The organism is Pseudonocardia sp. NPDC046786 (assembly GCF_040645415.1).
GTDB classification, from domain to species: Bacteria; Actinomycetota; Actinomycetes; order Mycobacteriales; family Pseudonocardiaceae; genus Pseudonocardia; species Pseudonocardia kongjuensis.
The window spans coordinates 368758-388828 of sequence record NZ_JBEYYF010000003.1 but is presented as its reverse complement, the minus strand read 5'-3'; the positions used below and the strand labels follow the sequence as shown (position 1 = coordinate 388828).

Annotated in this window: 19 protein-coding genes and 1 pseudogene; 5 read left to right on the top strand and 15 right to left on the bottom strand. The window is 74.8% G+C overall.

Translation table 11 applies throughout. The features are described from left to right. Nucleotides 1-566: hypothetical protein (locus ABZ881_RS05705; RefSeq protein WP_358482082.1), on the bottom strand; the 566-nt coding region annotated here is incomplete at its 3' end. A gap of 126 nt (nucleotides 567-692) precedes the next feature. On the opposite strand from ABZ881_RS05705, the pseudogene ABZ881_RS05700 reads away from it, so the two are divergent. Then, a pseudogene (locus ABZ881_RS05700) lies at nucleotides 693-836 on the top strand (HNH endonuclease signature motif containing protein); the annotation flags it as partial. 104 nt (nucleotides 837-940) lie between these two features. On the opposite strand, the gene ABZ881_RS05695 reads toward ABZ881_RS05700, so the two are convergent. After that, nucleotides 941-1171 carry a hypothetical protein gene (locus ABZ881_RS05695; RefSeq protein WP_358482115.1) on the bottom strand — a complete coding sequence of 77 codons (231 nt, stop codon included), beginning with the start codon at nucleotides 1169-1171 and terminating at the stop codon, nucleotides 941-943. A 1177-nt stretch (nucleotides 1172-2348) separates the two neighbouring features. On the opposite strand from ABZ881_RS05695, the gene ABZ881_RS05690 reads away from it, so the two are divergent. Next, nucleotides 2349-2645: an SH3 domain-containing protein gene (locus ABZ881_RS05690; RefSeq protein WP_344018395.1), complete on the top strand. Its 297-nt coding sequence runs from the start codon at nucleotides 2349-2351 to the stop codon at nucleotides 2643-2645. A 10-nt stretch (nucleotides 2646-2655) separates the two neighbouring features. On the opposite strand, the gene dinB is transcribed toward ABZ881_RS05690, so the two are convergent. Next, on the bottom strand, nucleotides 2656-3894 hold the full coding sequence (gene dinB / locus ABZ881_RS05685; protein WP_358482080.1) for a DNA polymerase IV: 1239 nt from the start codon (nucleotides 3892-3894) through the stop codon (nucleotides 2656-2658). 26 nt (nucleotides 3895-3920) lie between these two features. After that, nucleotides 3921-5831, bottom strand: coding sequence for a hypothetical protein (locus ABZ881_RS05680; RefSeq protein WP_358482078.1), 1911 nt, complete (start codon nucleotides 5829-5831; stop codon nucleotides 3921-3923). Between the two features lie 88 nt (nucleotides 5832-5919). Here ABZ881_RS05680 and ABZ881_RS05675 point away from each other — a divergent pair, with 88 nt between their 5' ends. Together ABZ881_RS05675 and ABZ881_RS05670 are read left to right on the top strand one after the other, a co-directional pair. Continuing rightward, complete coding sequence (locus ABZ881_RS05675) at nucleotides 5920-6747, top strand: hypothetical protein (RefSeq protein ID WP_358482077.1); 828 nt, start codon at nucleotides 5920-5922, stop codon at nucleotides 6745-6747. 38 nt (nucleotides 6748-6785) lie between these two features. Next, nucleotides 6786-7601, top strand: a complete 816-nt coding sequence (locus ABZ881_RS05670; RefSeq protein ID WP_358482075.1) for a DUF1684 domain-containing protein — start codon at nucleotides 6786-6788, stop codon at nucleotides 7599-7601. A 57-nt stretch (nucleotides 7602-7658) separates the two neighbouring features. On the opposite strand, the gene ABZ881_RS05665 is transcribed toward ABZ881_RS05670, so the two are convergent. The 4 genes from ABZ881_RS05665 to ABZ881_RS05650 form a co-directional block, all read right to left on the bottom strand. Then, nucleotides 7659-9041, bottom strand: coding sequence for an Nramp family divalent metal transporter (locus ABZ881_RS05665; RefSeq protein WP_358482074.1), 1383 nt, complete (start codon nucleotides 9039-9041; stop codon nucleotides 7659-7661). A 98-nt stretch (nucleotides 9042-9139) separates the two neighbouring features. Then, nucleotides 9140-10072, bottom strand: coding sequence for a TAXI family TRAP transporter solute-binding subunit (locus tag ABZ881_RS05660; RefSeq protein ID WP_358482072.1), 933 nt, complete (start codon nucleotides 10070-10072; stop codon nucleotides 9140-9142). After that, complete coding sequence (locus ABZ881_RS05655; protein ID WP_358482070.1) at nucleotides 10069-11445, bottom strand: HAMP domain-containing sensor histidine kinase; 1377 nt, start codon at nucleotides 11443-11445, stop codon at nucleotides 10069-10071. The genes ABZ881_RS05660 and ABZ881_RS05655 overlap by 4 nt, the downstream gene beginning before the upstream one ends. A 4-nt stretch (nucleotides 11446-11449) precedes the next feature. Then, nucleotides 11450-12118 carry a response regulator transcription factor gene (locus tag ABZ881_RS05650; protein ID WP_358482068.1) on the bottom strand — a complete coding sequence of 223 codons (669 nt, stop codon included), beginning with the start codon at nucleotides 12116-12118 and terminating at the stop codon, nucleotides 11450-11452. Between the two features lie 159 nt (nucleotides 12119-12277). Between ABZ881_RS05650 and ABZ881_RS05645 the strand changes: the two genes are divergently transcribed. Further along, on the top strand, nucleotides 12278-14095 hold the full coding sequence (locus ABZ881_RS05645) for an NAD(P)/FAD-dependent oxidoreductase (RefSeq protein ID WP_358482067.1): 1818 nt from the start codon (nucleotides 12278-12280) through the stop codon (nucleotides 14093-14095). 199 nt (nucleotides 14096-14294) lie between these two features. On the opposite strand, the gene ABZ881_RS05640 is transcribed toward ABZ881_RS05645, so the two are convergent. From ABZ881_RS05640 to ABZ881_RS05610, 7 genes are all read right to left on the bottom strand, one after another. After that, complete coding sequence (locus ABZ881_RS05640; RefSeq protein WP_358482065.1) at nucleotides 14295-15281, bottom strand: ABC transporter substrate-binding protein; 987 nt, start codon at nucleotides 15279-15281, stop codon at nucleotides 14295-14297. Then, the gene (locus ABZ881_RS05635; RefSeq protein WP_358482063.1) at nucleotides 15278-15757 is read right to left on the bottom strand and encodes a cupin domain-containing protein; all 480 of its coding nucleotides are present in this window, start codon (nucleotides 15755-15757) and stop codon (nucleotides 15278-15280) included. The genes ABZ881_RS05640 and ABZ881_RS05635 overlap by 4 nt, the downstream gene beginning before the upstream one ends. After that, nucleotides 15754-16980 carry an Rrf2 family transcriptional regulator gene (locus ABZ881_RS05630; RefSeq protein WP_358482062.1) on the bottom strand — a complete coding sequence of 409 codons (1227 nt, stop codon included), beginning with the start codon at nucleotides 16978-16980 and terminating at the stop codon, nucleotides 15754-15756. Before ABZ881_RS05630 ends, ABZ881_RS05635 begins: the two co-directional genes overlap by 4 nt. After that, nucleotides 16977-18086 carry an LLM class flavin-dependent oxidoreductase gene (locus ABZ881_RS05625; RefSeq protein WP_358482061.1) on the bottom strand — a complete coding sequence of 370 codons (1110 nt, stop codon included), beginning with the start codon at nucleotides 18084-18086 and terminating at the stop codon, nucleotides 16977-16979. Before ABZ881_RS05625 ends, ABZ881_RS05630 begins: the two co-directional genes overlap by 4 nt. A 13-nt stretch (nucleotides 18087-18099) precedes the next feature. Beyond that, nucleotides 18100-18816 (bottom strand): ABC transporter ATP-binding protein, encoded by a 717-nt coding sequence (locus tag ABZ881_RS05620; protein WP_358482059.1) that lies wholly within the window; start codon nucleotides 18814-18816, stop codon nucleotides 18100-18102. Beyond that, nucleotides 18789-19634 carry an ABC transporter permease gene (locus ABZ881_RS05615; protein ID WP_358482057.1) on the bottom strand — a complete coding sequence of 282 codons (846 nt, stop codon included), beginning with the start codon at nucleotides 19632-19634 and terminating at the stop codon, nucleotides 18789-18791. Before ABZ881_RS05615 ends, ABZ881_RS05620 begins: the two co-directional genes overlap by 28 nt. A gap of 200 nt (nucleotides 19635-19834) precedes the next feature. Beyond that, entirely contained in the window at nucleotides 19835-19912 is a 78-nt protein-coding gene (locus ABZ881_RS05610; protein ID WP_358482113.1) for a putative leader peptide, read from the bottom strand. Nucleotides 19913-20071 lie beyond the last annotated feature (159 nt).

Here is a 20071-nt window from a genome sequence, read left to right as displayed (position 1 = left end):
CCCGATCGTTGGGTGCTGATGACCCGCGGACACTGGACCAGCGGCGGGTCGATCTGGCGCATCAACTGCTGCAGGGCACGGTGACGGTCACCGACATGCAGACCATCCGCGAGGCCGTCACCCAGATCCTGGCACCCCACCCACCCGACACCACCAGCACAGCAGGTGCCGCCGACACGGCCGATGCTGCCCGGACCGCCGGTGCTGTCCGGACGACCGGTGCAACCGGATCGGCCGGGCCGGACGCCGGAGACCGAGCCGCCGGGGCCGGAGCCGCCGGGGCCGGAGCCGCTGGGGCCGGAGCCGCCGGGGCCGGAGCCGCCGGTGCCGGCGCGGCTGGGGTCGGATCGGCCGGGACCGGTGGGGGCATCGGGCAGATCGATCAGGTCACCGGTGCCACCGGATACGTCAGCCCCCCGACCGAGATACTCGCCGAGATCGTCGCCGCCGTACTGGCAGCACGCCCCGATCCAGGCACGGCGATCGGACGCAAACCACTGATCCAGGTCGTCGTCTCCCTCGACACACTGCTCGGCGACGACCACCCCGGCGAACTGGTCGGACACGGCCCGATCCCCGCCACCACCGCGCGGGCCCTGGCCGCCGGCGGGGTATGGGCCCGGCTGGTGGTCGACCCGCTGTCCGGAGCGGTCCGCGACCGCGGCCGCAGCACCTACACCCCACCCGAGGACATGGCCGACCTGGTACGAGCCCGCGACGGCCTCTGTCGCGGACCGCTGTGCAGCCGACCGATCCGCGATCTCGACCACCTCATCCCCTGGGCCCAGGGCGGCACGACCGACACGGCGAACCTGCACGGCCTGTGCCAGCACCACCACAAACTCAAAGACGCACCCGGCTGGCAGGTCCTCGCCGCCACCGACGGCTCACTGACCTGGATCAGCCCGTGCGGACACCAGGAGACCACCCACCCACACGACTACCGACCCCACCTCCACGACGCACACACGACACCGCCCTCCAACGGCTCCGCGACCGCAACCACCACGACGACGGCAGCCACGACCGCGACGTCCGCGGCCACGGCGACCACGACGACCACGGTGGCCACGGCGTCCGCGACCACGACGTCCGCGACCACGACGTCCGCGACCACGACGTCCGCGACCACGGCGCCCGCGACCACGGCGCCCGCGATCGCGGCAGCCACGGCTCCCGCGGCCAGGGCGGCCACGGCCCGAGCCGATGCCGGTGACGAAGCCGATGACGATGACGATGACGATGCCCCGCCGTTCTGACCCGGAGGCAGGGGGAGGAACGTCCGGGCCCGCTCGGGTTCTCCCGGCCCGTCCGGTCAACGGGGCCGGCGTTGATCGGACAGGCACTCCATCACAGGTTCTCGGCCAGGGCGGCGCTGGCACAGGTGTCCTTTGTGGACATCTTAAGTGGCATCGGCGTCGACCAGATGGGGCGACTCGCAGCGGGTGTTCTGAGCGTTCCTGTCGCAGTGGAGGATCAGTCGCCCGGGGCGCAGGGTTCGGGAGCGTGGGGAAGCTGAGCGCCAGGGCCGTCGTGGTGCGGGTCGGTGGCCCAGCCGACGACCGGGGGCCACCGGTCCTCGCGGGCGGCCGCGCGGCAGGAGCGGTCTGCGGACCGGGGCGCCACTGGTGTCGTCGCGCTGGAGATCCCGGTCGGTGAACGCGTCCCGCACCGCGGTGGGCCATCGGACACTCTCGCCGGTGCCGGTCGGGGTCAGGTCGGCTCCCCGCTCGCCGGGGCGCGGTTCGGGGGTGGAGGCGGTGAAGTCCCTCTCGCGTAGGTCCGGGGCGGGTCGGTGCTGGCTCTCGCGGGCGGAGCCGGTTGCGGGCGCAGGGTGTGCGTCCGGCGGGCCGTGCTCGCGCATGATCCGCTCGACGCGCTCGACGCGCTCGACGCGCTCGACGCGCTCGACCCGCTTGCGCCGCACGTGCATGCCGTGGCGGCGCAGTTCGGGCCGGCGCCGGGGGAACCGCGGCGGCGCGGCGGCGAGCTCGCTCACCGGCCGCATCTCGATGATCCGCACGACTGCCGCCGCGGTCGTGCGGCGGACTCTCGGGCCGGATCGCTGACCTCACCCCGTGACGGACCGCGGTCGTCGGCGGCTTCGGCGCAGCGGGGGAACCCCCACTGCGGTACGACCGGGGTGCGGGTGCAGCGCGATGCGAACCCGCGGCAGGCCGGGCGGGATGCACGCAGAGCATCGGACGGTGCGAGCGGCCGAGGCGGCATCGCCGAGCAGGAGCCTCGAACCCGGGTCACATTCCCACGGCGTGGCACCGCCCGGATCGCGCTACGGTCCGCAACCCTCTGGGTCACCTGAACGAGTGAGGATCGAGTGGGGTGGGGAAGTGGGTTCCGTACGGTCGCTGCGCGTCCCCGCCGTCGTGCTGGGCGTGCTCGTCCTGGCCGGGTGCACGCGCACGTCGATCGAGGGCCTGCAGGTCCGCTCCGGTCCCGGCACCGGGCACGGCGTCGTCGCCACGATCCCGGAGGCGGGCACCCCGGTCCGGGTGAGCTGCTGGCAGCGCGGCGAGCCGGTGCGCGGCGACGACGTCTGGTACCGGATCGGTTCCCCGGAACAGGGCTGGGTGACCAACTACTACATCCGCACCACCCGGGACTTCGGCAGCGCCCCCGCCTGCTGAGCGCGGCCCGTCACTCGTGCTCGGGCAGCAACGGGACCTCCAGGTCGTCGCCCCGCCCGAGCCCGGTCGCCCGGGACACCGCTGCGGCGCCGAACCGGCGGCGCACCGCGTCCAGCGCGGTGTCCAGCGCCGGGCCGGACCGCGCGTCGAACGCGAGCTCCAGCTGCGGCGCGTCGTCCCGGTCGAGGTTGGTCAGCGACAGCCCGAGCAGGGTGATGCCGCGCTCGCGGATCTCCGGGAGTGCCGCGACCAGCAACCGCCGGGCCGCGCCGAGGATGGTCGGGGTGTGGGCGGTCGGCGCCGGCAGGGTGTGCGAGCGGGTGACCCGGGCGTAGTCGGCGAAGCGCAACCGCAGCACCACCGTCCGGCAGGTGCGCCCGCCGCCCGGCCCCGCCGGGTCGAGGTCGCTCCCCTTCGGCGCGCGCAGCCGCCGGGCGAGCCGGTCGACGGTGCCGGCCAGGATCGCGTCCAGCTCCTCCGGATCCCGGTGCCGGCGCCCGAGCGCCCGCTGCGACCCGATCGAGCGCCGCGCCCGGCCGGTCTCGACCGGGCGCGGATCGCGCAGGTGCGCCAGCGCGTGCAGGTGCCGCCCGGCGGCCGGGCCGAGCAGCGACACCAGTGCCGGCTCGCCGAGGCCCGCGACGTCGGCGACGGTGCGCACGCCGAGCTCGTGCAGCCGGCCTGCGGTGACCGACCCGACGCCCCACAACCGTTCCACCGGCAGCGGATGCAGGAACTCGCGCTCCCGCTCCGGATCGACGACGAGCAGCCCGTCGGGTTTCGCGACCCCGCTCGCGACCTTCGCCAGGAACTTGGTGCGTGCGACGCCGACGGTGATCGGCAGGCCCGCCTCGGCCAGCACCCGTTCGCGCAGCCGGGCGGCGATCTCGCGCGGCGCGCCCGCGATCCGGGCGAGCCCGCCGACCTCCAGGAACGCCTCGTCGATCGACAGGCCCTCCACCTCGGGCGTGACGTCCCGGAAGATCGCGAAGACGGCGCGGCTCGCCGCCGAGTACGCGGCCATCCGGGGCGGCACGACGACCGCGGCCGGGCAGAGCGCCCTGGCCTGCCTGCCGCCCATCGCCGTCGCGACGCCGTACGCCTTCGCCTGGTAGCTCGCCGCCAGCACGACCCCGCCGCCGACGATCACCGGCCGGTCCCGCAGGCGCGGATCGTCGCGCTGCTCGACCGAGGCGTAGAACGAGTCCAGGTCGGCATGCAGGATCGTGGCCAGGCCGCGCACGAACATATGTTCGCACACCCGGTCGCCCCGCGTCACCCGCCGCCGGTGCGGCTCTCCCAGCGCATCCGGGCCCGCCGCGCCGCCTTCGCGACGACCTGGTCGGGATGGTTCGCGCCGAGCTCGGCGAGCACGTCGCCCAGGTGCGGGTTGTCGAGCCGCCAGAGCACCTCGAACACCGGGACGGTCTCCGGCGGGAACTCCCGGGCGAACAGCTCCGGCCACTGGTCGGGGGCGATCGTGTCGATCGTGACGGCCAGCACGTCGACCGAGGCGTGCAGCAGCAGGTCCGGCTCCACCTCGTCCGGGTCGAGCAGCCCGCGGCCGACCAGCCGGCGGGCGACCTGCGCGCGGTGCGGCCCGTCGAGGTGCTCGTGCAGCAGGTCGTCGACGATCGATCCGAACCGCTCGGCGGCGACGCTGGTCGCGGTCAGGACGACGACCAGCGGCCGGCCCGGGGCGAGCGCCTCGGTCACGAACGCCGAGACGGCCTGCGCCGGATCGGGCTGCGCCGCGTACCAGACGTCGATGTCGTCGCGCCACTGGTCGGGTGGCACCTCGCCGGCCAGCCCGACGACGTCGGCGGCGGTCGCGACGGCCGGATCGGGCCGGGTCGGGAAGTCCAGCCCCTCGGCGGAGAGCACCAGCAGCGCGCAGGCGATCCCACCGGGGGTGAGCGTGACCCGCCCGCCGGCCCGCCGGACCTCCCCGGGCGAACCGGATTCGGGCACCGGCTCGGCGCCGTCCCAGCGGACCAGCCCGAGCCGCTCGAGCCGGGTGACCAGGGTGCCGGTCGTCGCGGGGACGACGTCGAGCTGCCGGTACCACTCCGACCAGCCGAGGACCAGGCCGAGCAGCTCGGCGAGGGTGTCGAACTCCAGGCCGTCGGCGGGATGGCGGAGCAGGGCCAGGAAGCCGGGCGTCGCGTCGTCGGCGGGATGCGGCAACGGCTCGTCGTCGTCCTCGGAGTCGCCCGGCCGGCCGGCGACCGCCTCCAGGTGCTCCTGCAGGACCTCGACAGCGTGCCGCTCGATCTCGTCGGCCGGCGCGTCCGCGGCGTCGAGCAGCCCGTCGAGGCCCTCGTCGATGAGGTCGCCGGACCACTCGTCGTCGTCGGCGCGGCGGTCGCCGAGCACGGTGAGCACGCCCTCGTCGCGGGCGCCGAGCACCAGGTCCTCGTGCGCGGTGGTGTCGTCGAGCGCGGCGAAGCGGGGCACCGCGACCAGTCGCCCGCCGTCGCGGCGGACCGCCCCGGCCCGCACCGCCGCGCCCAGCACCCAGGTCAGCGTCGGCAGCTGGCCGGCCCGGACGAGCCGGGTCCCGCCCGGGCGGTCCACCTCGTCCCCGGTGCCGAGCAGCTCCACCAGCTCCCGCGCGTCGGCGAGCCGGAGGTTGCCGGTCTTCGTCAGCGCCCGGCCGCCCTCGCCGCACCACTGCGCCAGCAGCCGGGCGTCGCGCAGGATCGGGGCCTGCGCGGCGCTGCGCGCCCGGTCGGCCGGCGACGGGATCCGCACCGGGTCCGGCGGCGACTCGAACTCGGCGAGCAGCGGCTCGACCGGGCCGGCCTCCAGCTCGTCGTAGGTGTCGGCGAAGCCGGTGCACAGCCGCCGGATCGCCGACGGCCGCGGGCTCGCCTGCGCGAGCAGGCCCTGCTCGTCGAGGTACTCCACGAACACGACGACGGTCAGCGGCACCAGCCGCAGCGGCAGCCGGTGCTCGGCCATCACGTGCGGGCACCAGTCGTCCAGGAACTCGGTGAGCTGCTCGAGCGGCCAGCTCGCCAGGTCGCCATCGGCGGCGAGCCACTTGTACTGCATCAACAGCTCGGCGGACATCGGTTCGCCGACGAGCTCGTGCTCGTCGAGCCACGCGGCGAAGCCGGTGCTCAGCTCCGCCAGCCGCTCATGGAACGCGTCGCCCTCGTCCACACCGAACTGCATGCGCATGCCGTCGAGTGTGCACTGCCGGTCCGACAGTGGCAGACCGGCGTGTCCGACGCCGGTTCGGCCCGGAACGGGCAGGATGGGCCGCGCCATGACGACCCTGTTCGCGCTGCTCATCGCCGTCGCTGCGATGATCGGCAACACCGTCGCGGCGCTCTGGGAGGCCAAGGGCAGCCGGCTGGCGAAGTACGGCAGGCCGGTGTGGCTGCAGCCGTGGTTCCTGGCCGGGCTGTTCGCCGACGTCGTCGCCTGGGCGCTGACCGTGGTCGCGCTGCGCTACCTTCCGGTGTTCGCGGTGCAGTCGATCCTGGCCGGGGCGATCGCGCTGACCACGCTGGCCGACCACGGCTGGAACCCGTGGAACCTGATCCGCCGCGACCGCTGGGCGGTGGTCGCGGTGCTGGCCGGGCTGGTGCTGGTCGCGGCGAGCGCCGAGCCGGAACGACCGGAGGCGCTGCCCCCGGCGGCGACGCCGGTGCTGCTGGTGTCGTTCGCGGTGCTGCTGGTCGCGGCGCCGTTCGTGTGGCGGGCCGGACGGCCGATGCTGCTCGCGTTCCTGGCCGGGCTCGGCTTCGGCGGCACCGCGCTCGCGGTGCGTGCCATCCATCCCGGCCCGATCCGCTGGGAGACGGTCGGCGAGCTGCTGCTCGATCCGCTCGTCTACGGCGTCGTGGTGATGGGGGTGCTCGGCGTGCTGGCATTCGCGAAGGCGCTGCAGGACGGCGCCGTCGGCACGGCGACGGCGGTGCTGTCGGTGACCGAGGTGGTCGTGCCCGGCGTGGTCGGCATCGCGCTGCTCGGCGACCGGATCCGGCCGGGCTGGGAGGGCGCGGCGCTGCTGGGCGTCGTCGTCGCGCTGGCCGGGGTGGTCGCGCTCACCCGGCCCGATCCGGACTCGCAGCGCAGGCGGGTGCACTGACCCGGGAAGCCCGGCGGCACCGCAGGCGTTGCCCGGACATGACGACGACCGGAACCGACATCCGCACCGAGCACGCCGCGTGGAGGGCCGAGCGGGAGGAGCAGCTCCGCGCACCGCACGGCTGGCTGTCCCTGACGGCCCTGCACTGGCTCGACGACGGCCCCGGCGACATCGGGTCGCTCCCGGGCACCTGGCGGGTCGCCGACGCCGACACCGTCGAGATCACCGCGACGGCCGCCGACGGGGTCGTGTTGCCCGGGGCCGCCGGGCCGCTGGACGGCAGCGCGCAGGTCCGCCCGGTCGACGGTGCGCCCGGCGCGATGGTGACGGTGGGGGAGCGGATCGTCGAGATCGCCCGCCGCACCGACGGTTACGCATTGCGGGTGCGCGACCCGCAGGCGGTCACCCGGACCGCGTTCGACGGCGTCCCCACCTGGGACTTCGACCCGAGTGCCGTCCTGACCGGCCGGTTCACCGCCTACGACGAGCCGCGCCGGATCACCGTGGACGCGGTCGTCGAGGGGCTGAAACACTTCCCGACCGCGGTCGGCGAGGTCGAGTTCGAGCTTGATGGCGGCACCCGGCGGCTGGTCGCGCTGGCCGGGAAGGACGGCGGGCTGTCGCTGCACTTCCGGGACGCGACCTCGGGCCGGGAGACCTACGGCGGCGGCCGCATCCTGCAGACCGCCGATCCGGACGCCGACGGCACCGTGCAGGTCGATCTGAACCGCACGGTGAACCTGCCGTGCGCCTTCACCGCGTACGCGACCTGCCCGCTGCCACCCGCGGGCAACGCGCTCGACGTCGCCGTCGAGGCGGGCGAGCGGACGCCGCCGCGCCCGGACCTGGTCTGAGAGGGAGGCGCCCGGCCCGGAAGGGGGCGGGCCGGGCGCCGGGGAGCGTTCCCGGCGTCAGCCGAGGAAACGCTGGTACAGGTCGGTCACCAGGAGCGTCAGGAACAGCGCGGAGGACGCGCCGAGCAGCGTGTTCGACAGCCACCGCGAGCGCCCCTGCGCCGGGATCCGCTTCGAGTTGAGCAGCAGCATCAGGGTGATCGCGAGGAACGGCATGAACACCGAGCCGAGCACCCCGTACACCAGGGTGAGCCCGAACGGCCGGTCGATGAACAGCAGCCCCATCGGCGGGATCGTCAGCCACAGCAGGTAGCCGCGGAACGGCAGCGAGCGCTCGATCTCGGTGGCGACGAACGCACCGGAGCGCTCCTCGGCGGTGTCCGGGGCCGCGGCGGCACCGGCCGCAGCGGTGCTCGCCGTGGCGCCGACCGCGGCGTCGTTGCCGACCGCCTCGGCGGCCCTGCCGTGCGGCAGCCGCAGCGTGCGGACCATGTCGGCGAACAGCAGGCCGACCCCGTTCCAGACACCGAGCAGCGAGCTGGAGGTCACCGCGAGGAACCCGAACAGGAACAGCAGCCGGGCCCACTCGCCGTAGCTCTCGCCGAGCGCCTCGCCCAGGGTGAGCAGGCCGCGGTCGTTCTCGGTGAGGTCCTGGCCGAGCAGCATGGTCGAGCCGACCACCAGCATCGCGACCACGAAGATGCCGGTCATCACGTAGCCGACGGCGTTGTCCAGCCGCATCATCGACAGCCAGCCGGTGCCCTTCCAGCCCTTCGCGAACATCCAGTAGCCGTAGGCGGCCATGGTGATCGTCCCGCCGACGCCGCCGATCAGGCCGAGCACGTAGACGACCGAGCCCTCGGGCAGCCGCGGCACCAGCCCGTTCGCCAGGTCGCCGAGATCGGGGGTGACCAGCACGGCCACCGACACCACGGACACGAACTTGATCAGGACCAGCACGGTCATGAACTTCTCGAACACGTGGTAGCGCTGCGCCCAGACCAGCGCCAGGCCGACCACACCGGCGATCATCGCCCAGTAGCGCACGGACAGGCCGCCGAACAGCGCGTTCAGCGGGAGCCCGACGGCGGACATCGCGGTCGCCCCGTAGACGAAGCCCCAGATGACGATGTAGACGGCGAAGAAGGTGGTCGCCCAGCGCCCGAGCCGCCGCCAGCCGTCGAGCAGCGTGGATCCGGAGGCGAGGTGCCAGCGCCCGACCCCCTCACCGAGCGCGAGTTTGAGCACGGTGCCCAGCACGGCCGCCCACAGCAGCGCGGTGCCGTACTGCGCGCCGGCGATCATCGTCGCGACCAGGTCACCGGCCCCGACCCCGGTCGCCGCGGCCAGCAGGCCCGGTCCGAGACTACGGAACCGGTCCTTCCCGGCCGGCGGGACCAGCGGCTCCGCGGGGTGCCGCTGCAGTGCGTCGTTGCTCATGGGGTGGAGAGCTCCTCGGGGCACCGGATCTCGGACGCGGGGACGCTAGACGCCGCGGACGGCCGCGCCGGGCGGTCTTTACCGCTTCTTAAGGCGGATCAGCCGTGCAGGGTGCGGTAGGCGGCCGCGGCGCCCGGGTGCAGCGGCACGTCGCCGGTGTCGACCAGCGAGGGCTGGTCGAGATAGCGGGTGCCCAGCGCCGAGCCCGGCATGAGCCGGGGCGCGTGCTCGACGAGCATCCGCGCGATCGCGCCCGCGTCGTCGTCGGCGAGCGCGGAGGTGGCGACGAGCAGGTTGGGCACGCCGATGGTCAGCACCGGCTCGGCAGCGCCGTACACCCCGCGCGGGACGACGGTCGCCGTGTACAGCCCCTGGCCGACGATCTCGCGCAGCCCGCCGGCGTACCCGGCCAGCGGCAGCAACCGGATCGCCAGCCGGGCGGCCAGCGCGTCGGCGGCCGGGGTGGGCAGCCCGCCGGACCACAGCAGGGCGTCGATCCGGCCCTCGGCCAGCGCCGCGGTGGCCTCGGTGAGCGGGAGCTCCAGGCTCTGCACCGCGACCCCGGACAGCGCGACCAGCCGGGCCCCGGCGAGCGCCGAGCCGGAGCCGGTGGAGCCGAGCGACACCGGCCTGCCCGCGAGATCGGGCAGCCCGGTGAACGGCGAGTCCGCGCGGACGGCGAGCTGCAGGTAGTTCTCGTAGACGCGGCCGATCGCCAGGTACTCGACCGGCCGGTCGAACGGGGGCACGCCGGCCCGGGCGTCGCGCACGACGTCGGTCATCGCCAGCCCGACGGCGGCCTCGCCGCTCGCGACGAGCTCCAGGTTGGCGCGCGATCCGCCGGTCGTGACCGGGTCCAGCGGGTGCCCGGCCTCGCGCGAGACCGCGCCGAGCAGGGTGCCGAACTCGGCGTAGAACCCGCCGGCCTCGCCCGCGGCGAACGGCAGGCCGCCCGCCCGGGCGCGGGCGCAGCCGGCGAGCGGCAGCGCGAGCAGCCCGGCCAGGAACGCCCGCCGGCCGAGCGCGGTCACCGCCGCCCCAGGGTCACCGTGGCGAGCAGCCCACCGCGCGCTGCCGGGCCCAGGGTCAGCTCGCCGTCCCGGGCCCGGACGAGCCGGTCGGCGATCGCCAGCCCGAGCCCGGAGCCGCCGGACGAGCGCCCCTGCCAGAAGCGCTGGCGGGCGCTGGCGAGATCGTCGGCGGTGAGGCCGGGCCCGTCGTCGGTCACCGAGACCGCGATCGTGTCCGCGTCGCCGGTCCAGCGGACCCGCACCGTGGTGCCCGGACCGGTGTGCCGGATCGCGTTGTCGATCAAGACGTCCAGCACCTGCTCCAGGTCGCCGGCCGGCCAGCCGGTGACCAGCCCGTCCGTGCCGTCGCCGAGCAGCGCGACCTCCGCGGCGTCGGCGACCGGCCGCCAGGCGTCCACCCGGCCGGCGGCGACCTCCCCGACGTCGCACCGCGATCCGCCGTCCGATCCGGCCGCGACCGCCGACGCCGTCGCCTCCGCCGAGGCCAGCCCGAGCATCCCGTCCAGCAGCCGCTCCAGCCGGTCCACCTCGTTGAGCGTGGAGTCGTAGGCGGAGCGGCCGTCGCCGTCGACGTGCGTCTCCAACCCGTCCACCCGCAGCCGCAGCGCGGCGAGCGGATTGCGGATCTGGTGCGAGGCGTCGGCGACCAGGCGCTGCTGCTCCTCGGCGCCGGCCCGCACCGAGGCCGACATCCGGTTGAAGGACTCGGACAGCTCGCGCAGCTCGGCGGGGCCCTCGGAGACGGCGATCTGCTCGCCGGCCCGGCCCGCCGCGAGGGCGCCGACCCCCTCCGCGAGCGCGTCCACCGGGCGCAGCACCCAGCGCGCCACGGCCAGCGCCAGCGCCGCGAAGGCCAGCGCTGCCGCGAGCGCCCCGAGCAGCACCAGCGACCAGGCGACGGTGACGTCGGCGGCCGCCCGGGACGGGTCGACCTGCAGCAGGACGGCGCCGTCGGCCCGGCTGCCGGTGCCGACCGGCTGCCACATCAGCACCGGCTCGTCGTCGAACGGGGTGACCCGGGCGGGCACCGCGGACGGCTCGTTGCGCAGCGCGGCGTTCAGCGCGGCGTCCACACCGGGCGCGTCCGGGGACAGTCCGGACCACACCACCGGCCTGCGCAGGGCGTCGACGACGAGCACGCCCTCGCCGTACAGCTCGGCATGCCGGCGCACGCTGCGTTCCAGCTCCGCGCACAGCTCGTCGCGCTCGGCGTTCAGCGCGGCCAGCGCGACGAACCGGTCCAGGTCGTGCGCCCGGCTCATCGTGAGCACCTGGGCCCGTGCGGTCGCCCGCTCGTCGAGCAGCGGCACGACGAACGCGGTCATCGTGAGCAGCGAGAACAGCGAGAGCACGACCAGCAGCCGCCGGCGCACGGCGTCACCGCCCCAGCCGGTAGCCGAACCCGCGCACGGTCGCGACCAGACCGGGCCGGTCGAGCTTCGCGCGCAGCGCGGCGACGTGCACGTCGAGCGCCTTCGAGCCGGCGACCGTGGCGTCGCCCCACACCTCGTCGAGCACCTGCTGGCGGCTGACCGCGACCCCGGCCCGCCGGGCCAGCACCGCGACCACCGCGTATTCGGTGGCGGTGAGCGTCAGCTCGGTGCCGGCCACGGTGACCCGGCGCGCGTCCAGGTCGATCCGGACGTCCTCGGCGTCGACCACACCGGGCGCGGCCGTGGCCGCGGGCGCCCGACGCGCGACGGCGTCGACCCGGGCCAGCAGCTCCCGCAGCCGGACCGGCTTGACCAGGTAGTCGTCGGCGCCCAGGTGCAGCCCGCGGATGACGTCGCGCTCGCTGGACCGCGCGGTCAGCACGATCACCGGCACCGGCGAGTCGCGGCGCAGCCTGCGCAGCAGGGTCAGCCCGTCGCCGTCGGGCAGGCCGAGATCGAGCAGCACCAGATCGGCCTCGCCCAGCAGCGCCGACGCGGTACCCGCGGTCGGCGCGTGCAGCACGCCGTGGCCCCGGGTCCGGAGGGCGTCGACCACTGCCCCGGCGACGCCCTCGTCGTCCTCGATCACGAGCACCCGCACGTTTGCGAGCATGCCGCACCACGCCGATGCGGCACAGCGATTGCAACCTCTCCGCAACCGTGTCGCCGGACACGCCGGGTGGTGTTCACTGCAGGCGTTGCCCCGACGACCGTGGCACGGACGGCGAGCACCGCCGCGGTCGTGGCGAACCCGCTCGCAGGAGGCCCCGACGTGACCGAGACACTCGAGAAGTCCGCGGCGCGCGACACGGCGCAGACCTGGTTGACCGCGTTCGGCGACGCGCTGGCCGCCCGCGACGTCGACCGGGCCGTCGGCCTGTTCGCCGCCGAGAGCTACTGGCGGGACCTGGTCGCCTTCACCTGGAACCTGAGGACCGTCGAGCACCACGACGGCGTCCGGGACCTGCTGACCAGCACCCTGGAGAGCACCGACCCGTCGAGCTGGACGATCACCGCCGAGCCCAGCGAGGCCGGCGGCGTCACCGACGTCTGGTTCTCCTTCGAGACGGCGGTCGGCCGCGGCTCCGGGCACGCCCGGCTGGTGTCCGAGGACGGCGCGCCGCGGGCCTGGACCTTCCTCACCACGCTCGACGAGCTGAAGGGCCACGAGGAGCCGCGCGGCGACAACCGGCCGTTCGGCACCGAGCACGGCGCCAACCCGAACCGGGTCACCTGGAAGGAGCAGCGCGAGCAGGAGCTGGCCGAGCTCGGCCGCACCCGTGACCCGGAGGTCGTGATCGTCGGCGGCGGGCAGGGCGGGATCGCGCTGGGTGCGCGGCTGCGGCAGCTCGGCGTCGACACGATCATCGTCGAGCGCAACGAGCGGCCCGGCGACTCCTGGCGCAAGCGCTACAAGAGCCTCGCCCTGCACGACCCGGTCTGGTACGACCACCTGCCCTACCTGAAGTTCCCGGACAACTGGCCGGTGTTCGCGCCGAAGGACAAGATCGGCGATTGGCTGGAGTTCTACACCCGGATCATGGAGCTCACCTACTGGGGATCGACGACGGCGCGCTCGGCCACCTTCGACGAGGCGAGCGGCCGGTGGGCGGTGGTCGTCGACCGGGCGGGCGAGGAGATCACGCTGCGGCCGCGGCAGCTGGTGTTCGCGCTCGGGGTGTCCGGGAAGCCGAACATCCCGGACGTCCCGGGGCGGGAGCGGTTCGCCGGGGAGGTGCAGCACTCGTCGCAGCATCCCGGCCCGGACGCCTACCGGGGGCGGAAGGTCGTCGTCATCGGGTCGAACAACTCGGCGTTCGACATCTGCGGCGCGCTGTGGGAGGTGGGCGCCGACGTCACCATGGTGCAGCGGTCCTCCACCCACATCATCAAGTCCGACACCCTGATGGATCTCGGTCTGGGCGACCTCTACTCGGAACGGGCGGTCGCGAACGGGATCGACACCCACACCGCCGACATGATCTTCGCGTCGCTGCCGTACCGGATCATGCACACCTTCCAGAAGCCGACCTACGACAAGGCCCGCGAGGTCGACGCCGACTTCTACCGGCGGCTCACCGACGCCGGGTTCGATCTCGACTTCGGCGACGACGACTCCGGGCTGTTCATGAAGTACCTGCGCCGCGGCTCCGGCTACTACATCGACGTCGGCGCCGCCGAGCTGGTCGCCGACGGCCGGGTGAAGCTCGCCAAGGGGCAGGTCACCGAGTTCACCGAGAAGGGCGTCCGGCTGTCCGACGGCACCGAGCTCGACGCCGGCCTGGTCGTCTTCGCGACCGGCTACGGCTCGATGAACGGGCTCGCCGCGGACATCGTGGGCCAGGAGGTCGCGGACGCGGTCGGCAAGGTGTGGGGCCTCGGTTCGGACACCACCAAGGACCCCGGCCCCTGGGAGGGCGAGCAGCGCAACATGTGGAAGCCCACCCAGCAGCCCAACCTGTGGTTCCACGGCGGGAACCTGCATCAGAGCCGGTTCTACTCGCTGTACCTGGCGTTGCAGCTCAAGGCCCGGCAGGAGGGCATCCCGACGCCGGTGTACGGGCTGCAGGAGCGGCACCACCTGTCGTAGCAGGCGGGCACGCCGGCGGCCCGCGTATCCCCCCCGGAACACGCGGGCCACCGGTCGGGAGCCCACGGGTGGCCCCCACCGCCCCGGGCGGGCCGTGGATCCGGATCCGGGCCCGGCCCGGACGATCTGTACAGGTGTCAGGATTTTACTGGACGACTGTCCAGCCCGGATCGCGGGCCCGCCGCCGGACGGACCGAGGTCAGGAACCGGCCGGTGCGGCCAGGTCCTCCACCGCCGACCCGACGTCGACCGGGCTGCGCAGCACTCCGTAGTCGGCGTAGCGGTCGGCCACCTCCTGCAGCTCGGCGACCAGATCGTCGTCCAGCTGCTCGGACTCACGCTGTGCCCGGTCGGCCATCAGCTCGGCGACCTCGGCCGGGCGGCCGGTCAGCTCCGAGTAGATCGCCGCGTTCTCGGCCGGGTTCTCCCGCGCCCACTGCAGGGCCGTGGCGTAGCGCTCGGTGAAGTCGGCCATCGCCGCCCGGGTGCCCGGGTCCTCCAGGGCCGCGGTGTTCGCGTCCAGGAAGGTCAGGCCGGTGCCGAGGCCCTCGGCGTCGCGCAGGATCCGGGCGCCGGACTCCTGCTGGGCGACCGCGGTGTACGGGTCCCAGGTCGACCACGCGTCGATCGCACCCGAGTTCAGCGCGGCGGCCGCGTCGACCGGCTGCAGGAACGAGATCTCGACCTCCTCGGCGGGCACCCCGGCCTCCTCCAGCGCCCGCAGCAGCAGGTAGTGCCCGATGCTGCCCTGCGTGGTGGGGGAGACGGTCCTCCCGCGCAGGTCGGCGACCGACTGCACCGGGGAGTCGCCGGGCACCAGCAGCGCGAGGCCGCCCTTCGCCGGGGACCGGGTGGCCTTCACGATCTTGATGCTGTCGGTGGAGGACAGCGCGGTCAGGGTCGGCGCGTCACCGGCGATGCCGATGTCGATCGCCTCGCTGCGCAGCGCCTCCAGCAGCGGCGCCGCCGCCGGGAACTGGGCCCAGTCGACGGTGTACGGGGCGCCGTCGAGCGCGCCGGAGGCCTCGACCAGCGCGGACTGGATGCCGGCCTGGTCGCCGACCCGCAGCGTCACCTGGGACAGGTCGACCGGGGCGTCGTCGTCGGCGGGGGTGCCGCCGGCGCAGCCGGTGAGGGCGACGGCGAGTGCGGCGAGCAGCGCGGGGAGCGCGAGCAGGCGGTTCACGGGGCAGGCTCCGGATCGGTGAGCGGGGTGAGCGAGGGGAGGTTCACGACGATCCCCTCCTGGGTGCTGCGCGAGATCACCACGACGGCCGGATCGTCCGGGTCGGGGTTCTCCTCGCGGTGCGGGACGTAGGGCGGGACGAACACGTAGTCGCCGGGCTCGGTCTGCAGCACGACCTCGCCGGTGCCGTCGTGGAAGACGAACCGGGGCCGCCCGCTGACCACGTAGATCGAGGTCTCGGCCTCGCCGTGGTGGTGGTCGCCGGAGTTGGTGTCCGGCGCGACGTGCGTCTCGCCGGTCCACAGCTTCCGCGAGCCGACGGTCCGGCCGCTGACCGCCTCGCGCCGCGACATGCCGCTGGTCTGCGCGGTGTCCGCGGACAGGTCGGCACCGCGGACCAGGTGCACCCGCGCGTGCGCCGGCGGGTGGCCGGGGGTCGCCGGGAGATCGGGATGGAAGGCGTCGGTACTGCTCATCGGGGGTCACGCTCCGGGGTGAGTGCGGTCAGGGTGTGGCCGGTCAGGAAGTCGGCCACGGTGCGTTCGAGGTCCGCCCACAGGACGGCGGCCGGTCCGGTTCCGCGGACCGTCGCGAGCGCGCCCTCGGTGGCCCGGACGACGTCGGCGACGCTGATCGCGCCGGCCGGCCGGGCGAGCCGGTAGCCTCCCTCGCAGCCGCGCCTGCTCGTGACCAGCCCGGCCCGGCGCAGCTGCAGCATGATGTTGACCAGCGAGTTCAGCGGGATCCCGCGGGACCGGGCGATGGCGTCGCAGGTGACGGTTCCGTCCCCTGCTGCGCTGCCGCCCCCGGCCGCGGCTGCCAGCTCGGCCAGTGCCCGCAGCGCGTGGTCGAGCCGGGCGGACACGTTCAGCGGTGCGGCCCGCCGGGCACGCGCCGCGGGCTCCGCCACGGCTGGGGCGAGGAAGGCCGCCCCCTTCGCGACCTTCTCCAGGAACAGCACCAGGCGGGCGGCGACGATCCGGTGGAACTGGTCGTTCAGTACGTCGTGCACGCCGTCGGCGACGACGGCGAGCTCGTCGGCGGCCCGCACCAGCGGCCGCACCGCGGCGACCGGGGCGACGGCGTCGGCGGCGCCGTGCAGCCACAGCACCGGCACCCCGGGCAGCTCGCCGGACGGCACCGCCCCGGCCGGCTCGGCGATCTCGCCCCAGCGGAACCCGGGATCGTCCTGCAGCACGCCGCGGTGCACCGGGCAGGCGGTGCGGGCGTCCAGCTCGCCGGTGCGGTCGCGGGGCGGACCGCCGTCCGGCGGCGCGGCGGGCAGCCCGGCCAGCACCAGCGCGTCCAGCCCGACGGACCCCGCGGCGGCGATCTCCCAGGCGCGCAGCGCGCCGGTGTCCGAGCCGAGCAGCACCCGGGCGCCGGTCGCGCCGTCCAGCGCCGCCGCGACCGCCGCGGTCGTGGCGCCGGGGCCGGGATCGGCGCCGGGGGCGATGCCGATGCCGCCTGCGCCGGTTCTGCCGGTGCCGCTACTGGTGCTGCCGCTGCCGTTGCTGCCGGAGCCGTCCGAGTCGTCCATGAGCTCTGCGGCGACGACCGTCCAGCCGTCGAAGGCCAGCCGGCGACCGAGCCGGGAGTAGAGGCCGGGGTGCTCGCCGCGGCCGGGGAGCACGACGACGGTGCCCCGGGACGCGCTCTCCGGCGTCCAGCGGATCGACGCGGTGGCGGGTGCGCTCATGCCGGGACCCCCACGGCGGCGCCCCGGCGGGCCAGCTCGGCGCGCACCGCGGGCAGCAGCTCGCTGCCGTAGCGGCGGGCGTCGGCGATCGGGTCGTAGCCGCGGATCAGCAGCGTGCCCACCCCGATGTCGACGTAGTCGGCCAGCGCGGCGGCCACCGTGTCCGGGGTGCCGACCAGCGCGGTGGAGTTCCCGGCCGCGCCGGACGCCGCCGCCGTCGCCGTCCACAGGCAGCGGTCGTGCACCTCACCGGCGGCGGCCGCGGCCAGCAGCCGCTGCGAGCCGACGTTGGCCGGGGCGCCGGGCTCGCGCATCCGGGTCCCGGTGAAGGATCCGTGGCCGCCGTTCGCCGCGACGATCCGGGCGTGCACGTCGCGAGCCCTGGCCCACGCCTGCTCCTCGGTGTCGCCGAGGATCGGCCGGAACGACACGCTGATCCGCGGTGCCTCGGCGCGCCCGGCCGCGTGCGCCGCGTCCCGGACGCGGGCGATCTGCTCGGCCGTCCCGGCCAGTGGCTCGCCCCACAGCGCGAACACGTCGGCGTGCCGGCCGCCGACCCGGTGGGCGGCCTCGGACGATCCGCCGAAGTACACCGGGATCGGCGACAGCGGACGGATCTCCTGCCGGACGCCGGCCACCCGGTAGTGCTCGCCGTGGTGGTCGAACGCGTCCGGCTCGGTCCAGGCGCGGCGGACGACGGACAGGTACTCGTCGGTCCGCGCGTAGCGCTCGTCCTTGCCCAGCCAGTCGCCGTCGCGCCGCTGGTCGACGTCGCTGCCGCCGGAGATGACGTGCATCGCGACCCGGCCGCCGCCGGTGAAGTGGTCCAGCGTCGCGAACTGGCGGGCGGCCAGCGTCGGCGCGGTGAACCCGGGCCGGTGTGCGACCAGGAACCCGAGCCGCTCGGAGTGCGCGGCCGCGTAGGCGGCGACCTGCAGACCGTCCGGGGTGGACGACGAGTGGCCGACCAGCACCTTGTCGAAGCCGGCCTCCTCGTGCGCCGCGACGAAGCCGCGGACGGTGGCGCGGTCGATCACCGGGCCGGTCGCCGCCCGGATCTCCGAGACCTCCTGGGTCCCGATCATGCCGATGAACTCGACGGACATGGAGTGCCTCCGGTCAGTGGACGCCGAGGCGGCCGAGCAGCTCGGCGCGCAGGCGCTGGAAGTCGGGATCGGTGACGTCGCGCGGCCGGTCGATCCCGACCGGCGCGTCGTAGGAGATGCGGCCGCCCTCCATGACGAGCACGCGATCGGCGAGCACCAGCGCCTCCTCGACGTCGTGGGTCACCAGCAGCACCGCGCACCGGTGCCGCTGCCAGAGCTCGTCGACCAGTCCGCGGGCGGTGATCCGGGTGAGCGCGTCGAGCGCGGAGAACGGCTCGTCGAGCAGCAGCAGGTCCGGATCGCGGACGAGGGCCCGGGCCAGCGCGGCGCGCTGCGCCTCGCCGCCGGAGAGCACCTTCGGCCACACGTCGGTGCGGTGCGACAGGCCGACCTCGGCCAGCGCGGCCTCCGCGCGGGCCCGGTCCGGCCGCCCCGGGAGGCCCATGACGACGTTGCGCCACACCTTCTTCCACGGCAGCAGCCGAGGCGCCTGGAACCCGACGGCGCGCCGCTGGGCGACCGTCACGTCGCCGGTGACGTCGTGGTCGAGATCGGCGAGGATCCGCAGCAGCGTGGACTTGCCGCAGCCGGACGCGCCGAGCAGCGCCACGAACTGGCCGGGCTCGATGCCGAGATCGAGGTCCTCCAGCACGGTGCGGTCGCCGAAGCGGCGGGTCAGCCCGCGCACCGAGACGGGGCGGGTCACCTCCCGCTGAACGCCGGTCGCCACGACAGGAACCCCCTCTCCAGCATCCGCACGACGAAGTCGCCGAGCAGCCCGAGCAGCGCGTAGAGCGCCAGGCAGACGACGATCACGTCGGTCTGGAAGAACTCGCGGGCGGTGTTCATCTCGTACCCGATGCCGGAGGTGGCGTTGATCGTCTCGCCGAACACCAGCGCGAGCCACGCGGTGCCCAGCGAGAACCGCAGGCCGACCAGGAACTGCGGCATCGCCGACGGCAGGATCACGTGCCGGACCTGGCCGAACCAGCCGAGCCCGAGGGTGCGGGCGGCCTCGACCAGGGTGGCGTCGACGTTGCGGATGCCGCCGAAGAGGTTCATGTAGAGCGGAAAGGTGACGGCCAGCGCGATCAGCGCGATCTTCGGCTCCTCGCCGATGCCGAACCAGATGATCAGCAGCGGGATCAGGCCGATCACCGGGACCGTGCGCAGCATCTGCACCGGGGCGTCGATCACGTCCTCGCCGAGCCGGAACAGCCCGGACAGGGTGGCGAGCACGACCGCGGTGACCAGGCCGATGGCGATCCCGGCGACGACCCGGCCGGTGGAGGCGAGCACCGCGCTCTGGATCGCGCCGTCGGCCCACATGTCGGTGGCGGTGACGGCGACCGTGAGCGGGGCGGCGAGCACGTCGCGGGGGAGCACGCCGGTGCTGGACAGCAGCTGCCACAGCGCGACGAGCGCCACCGGCGATGCGGTCTTCACCACCCAGCGCGGGACCCGGCCGGCACCGCGTTCGTGCCGGGTCCGGAGGGTCTCCACGTCGGGCGGCGCCTGGGTGCGCGCCCGTTCGGAGGTCGTGGTCATGGCTGCTCCCAGCGGGATTCGGGGCGGGTGCGGGCACACCGGTGCACCGCCCGGCCCGGGACGGGCGACGGGCGGATCGGGTGCCTGCGGGTGCGGGCGGGTGCGGCGCGGCCGGTCGCGCTGCGGTGCCGGCCGCGCGGTCCGGGAGCCGGCCGGGGCCGTGCGGACCGGGACCGTGCGAACTGGAGCCGGGGGTGCCGTCAGGGTCGACAGAGCGCCGACGCGACGCGCAGCAGGTCGATGTGACCTCGCGTCGTCAGCAGCACCGATCCGGTCATGGGAGGACGGTAACCCGGCGCGGCCCGAAACCCAACCCCGGAGGTTGGGATTGACCTCACTGCATTTCGGCTGGTGGGACCCGGTGCACCCGTCCGGACACGTTGCACGCTCCCGTCACACGTCACGAGCGGGCCGTCCGTGGGAACCGTCCCACGGCA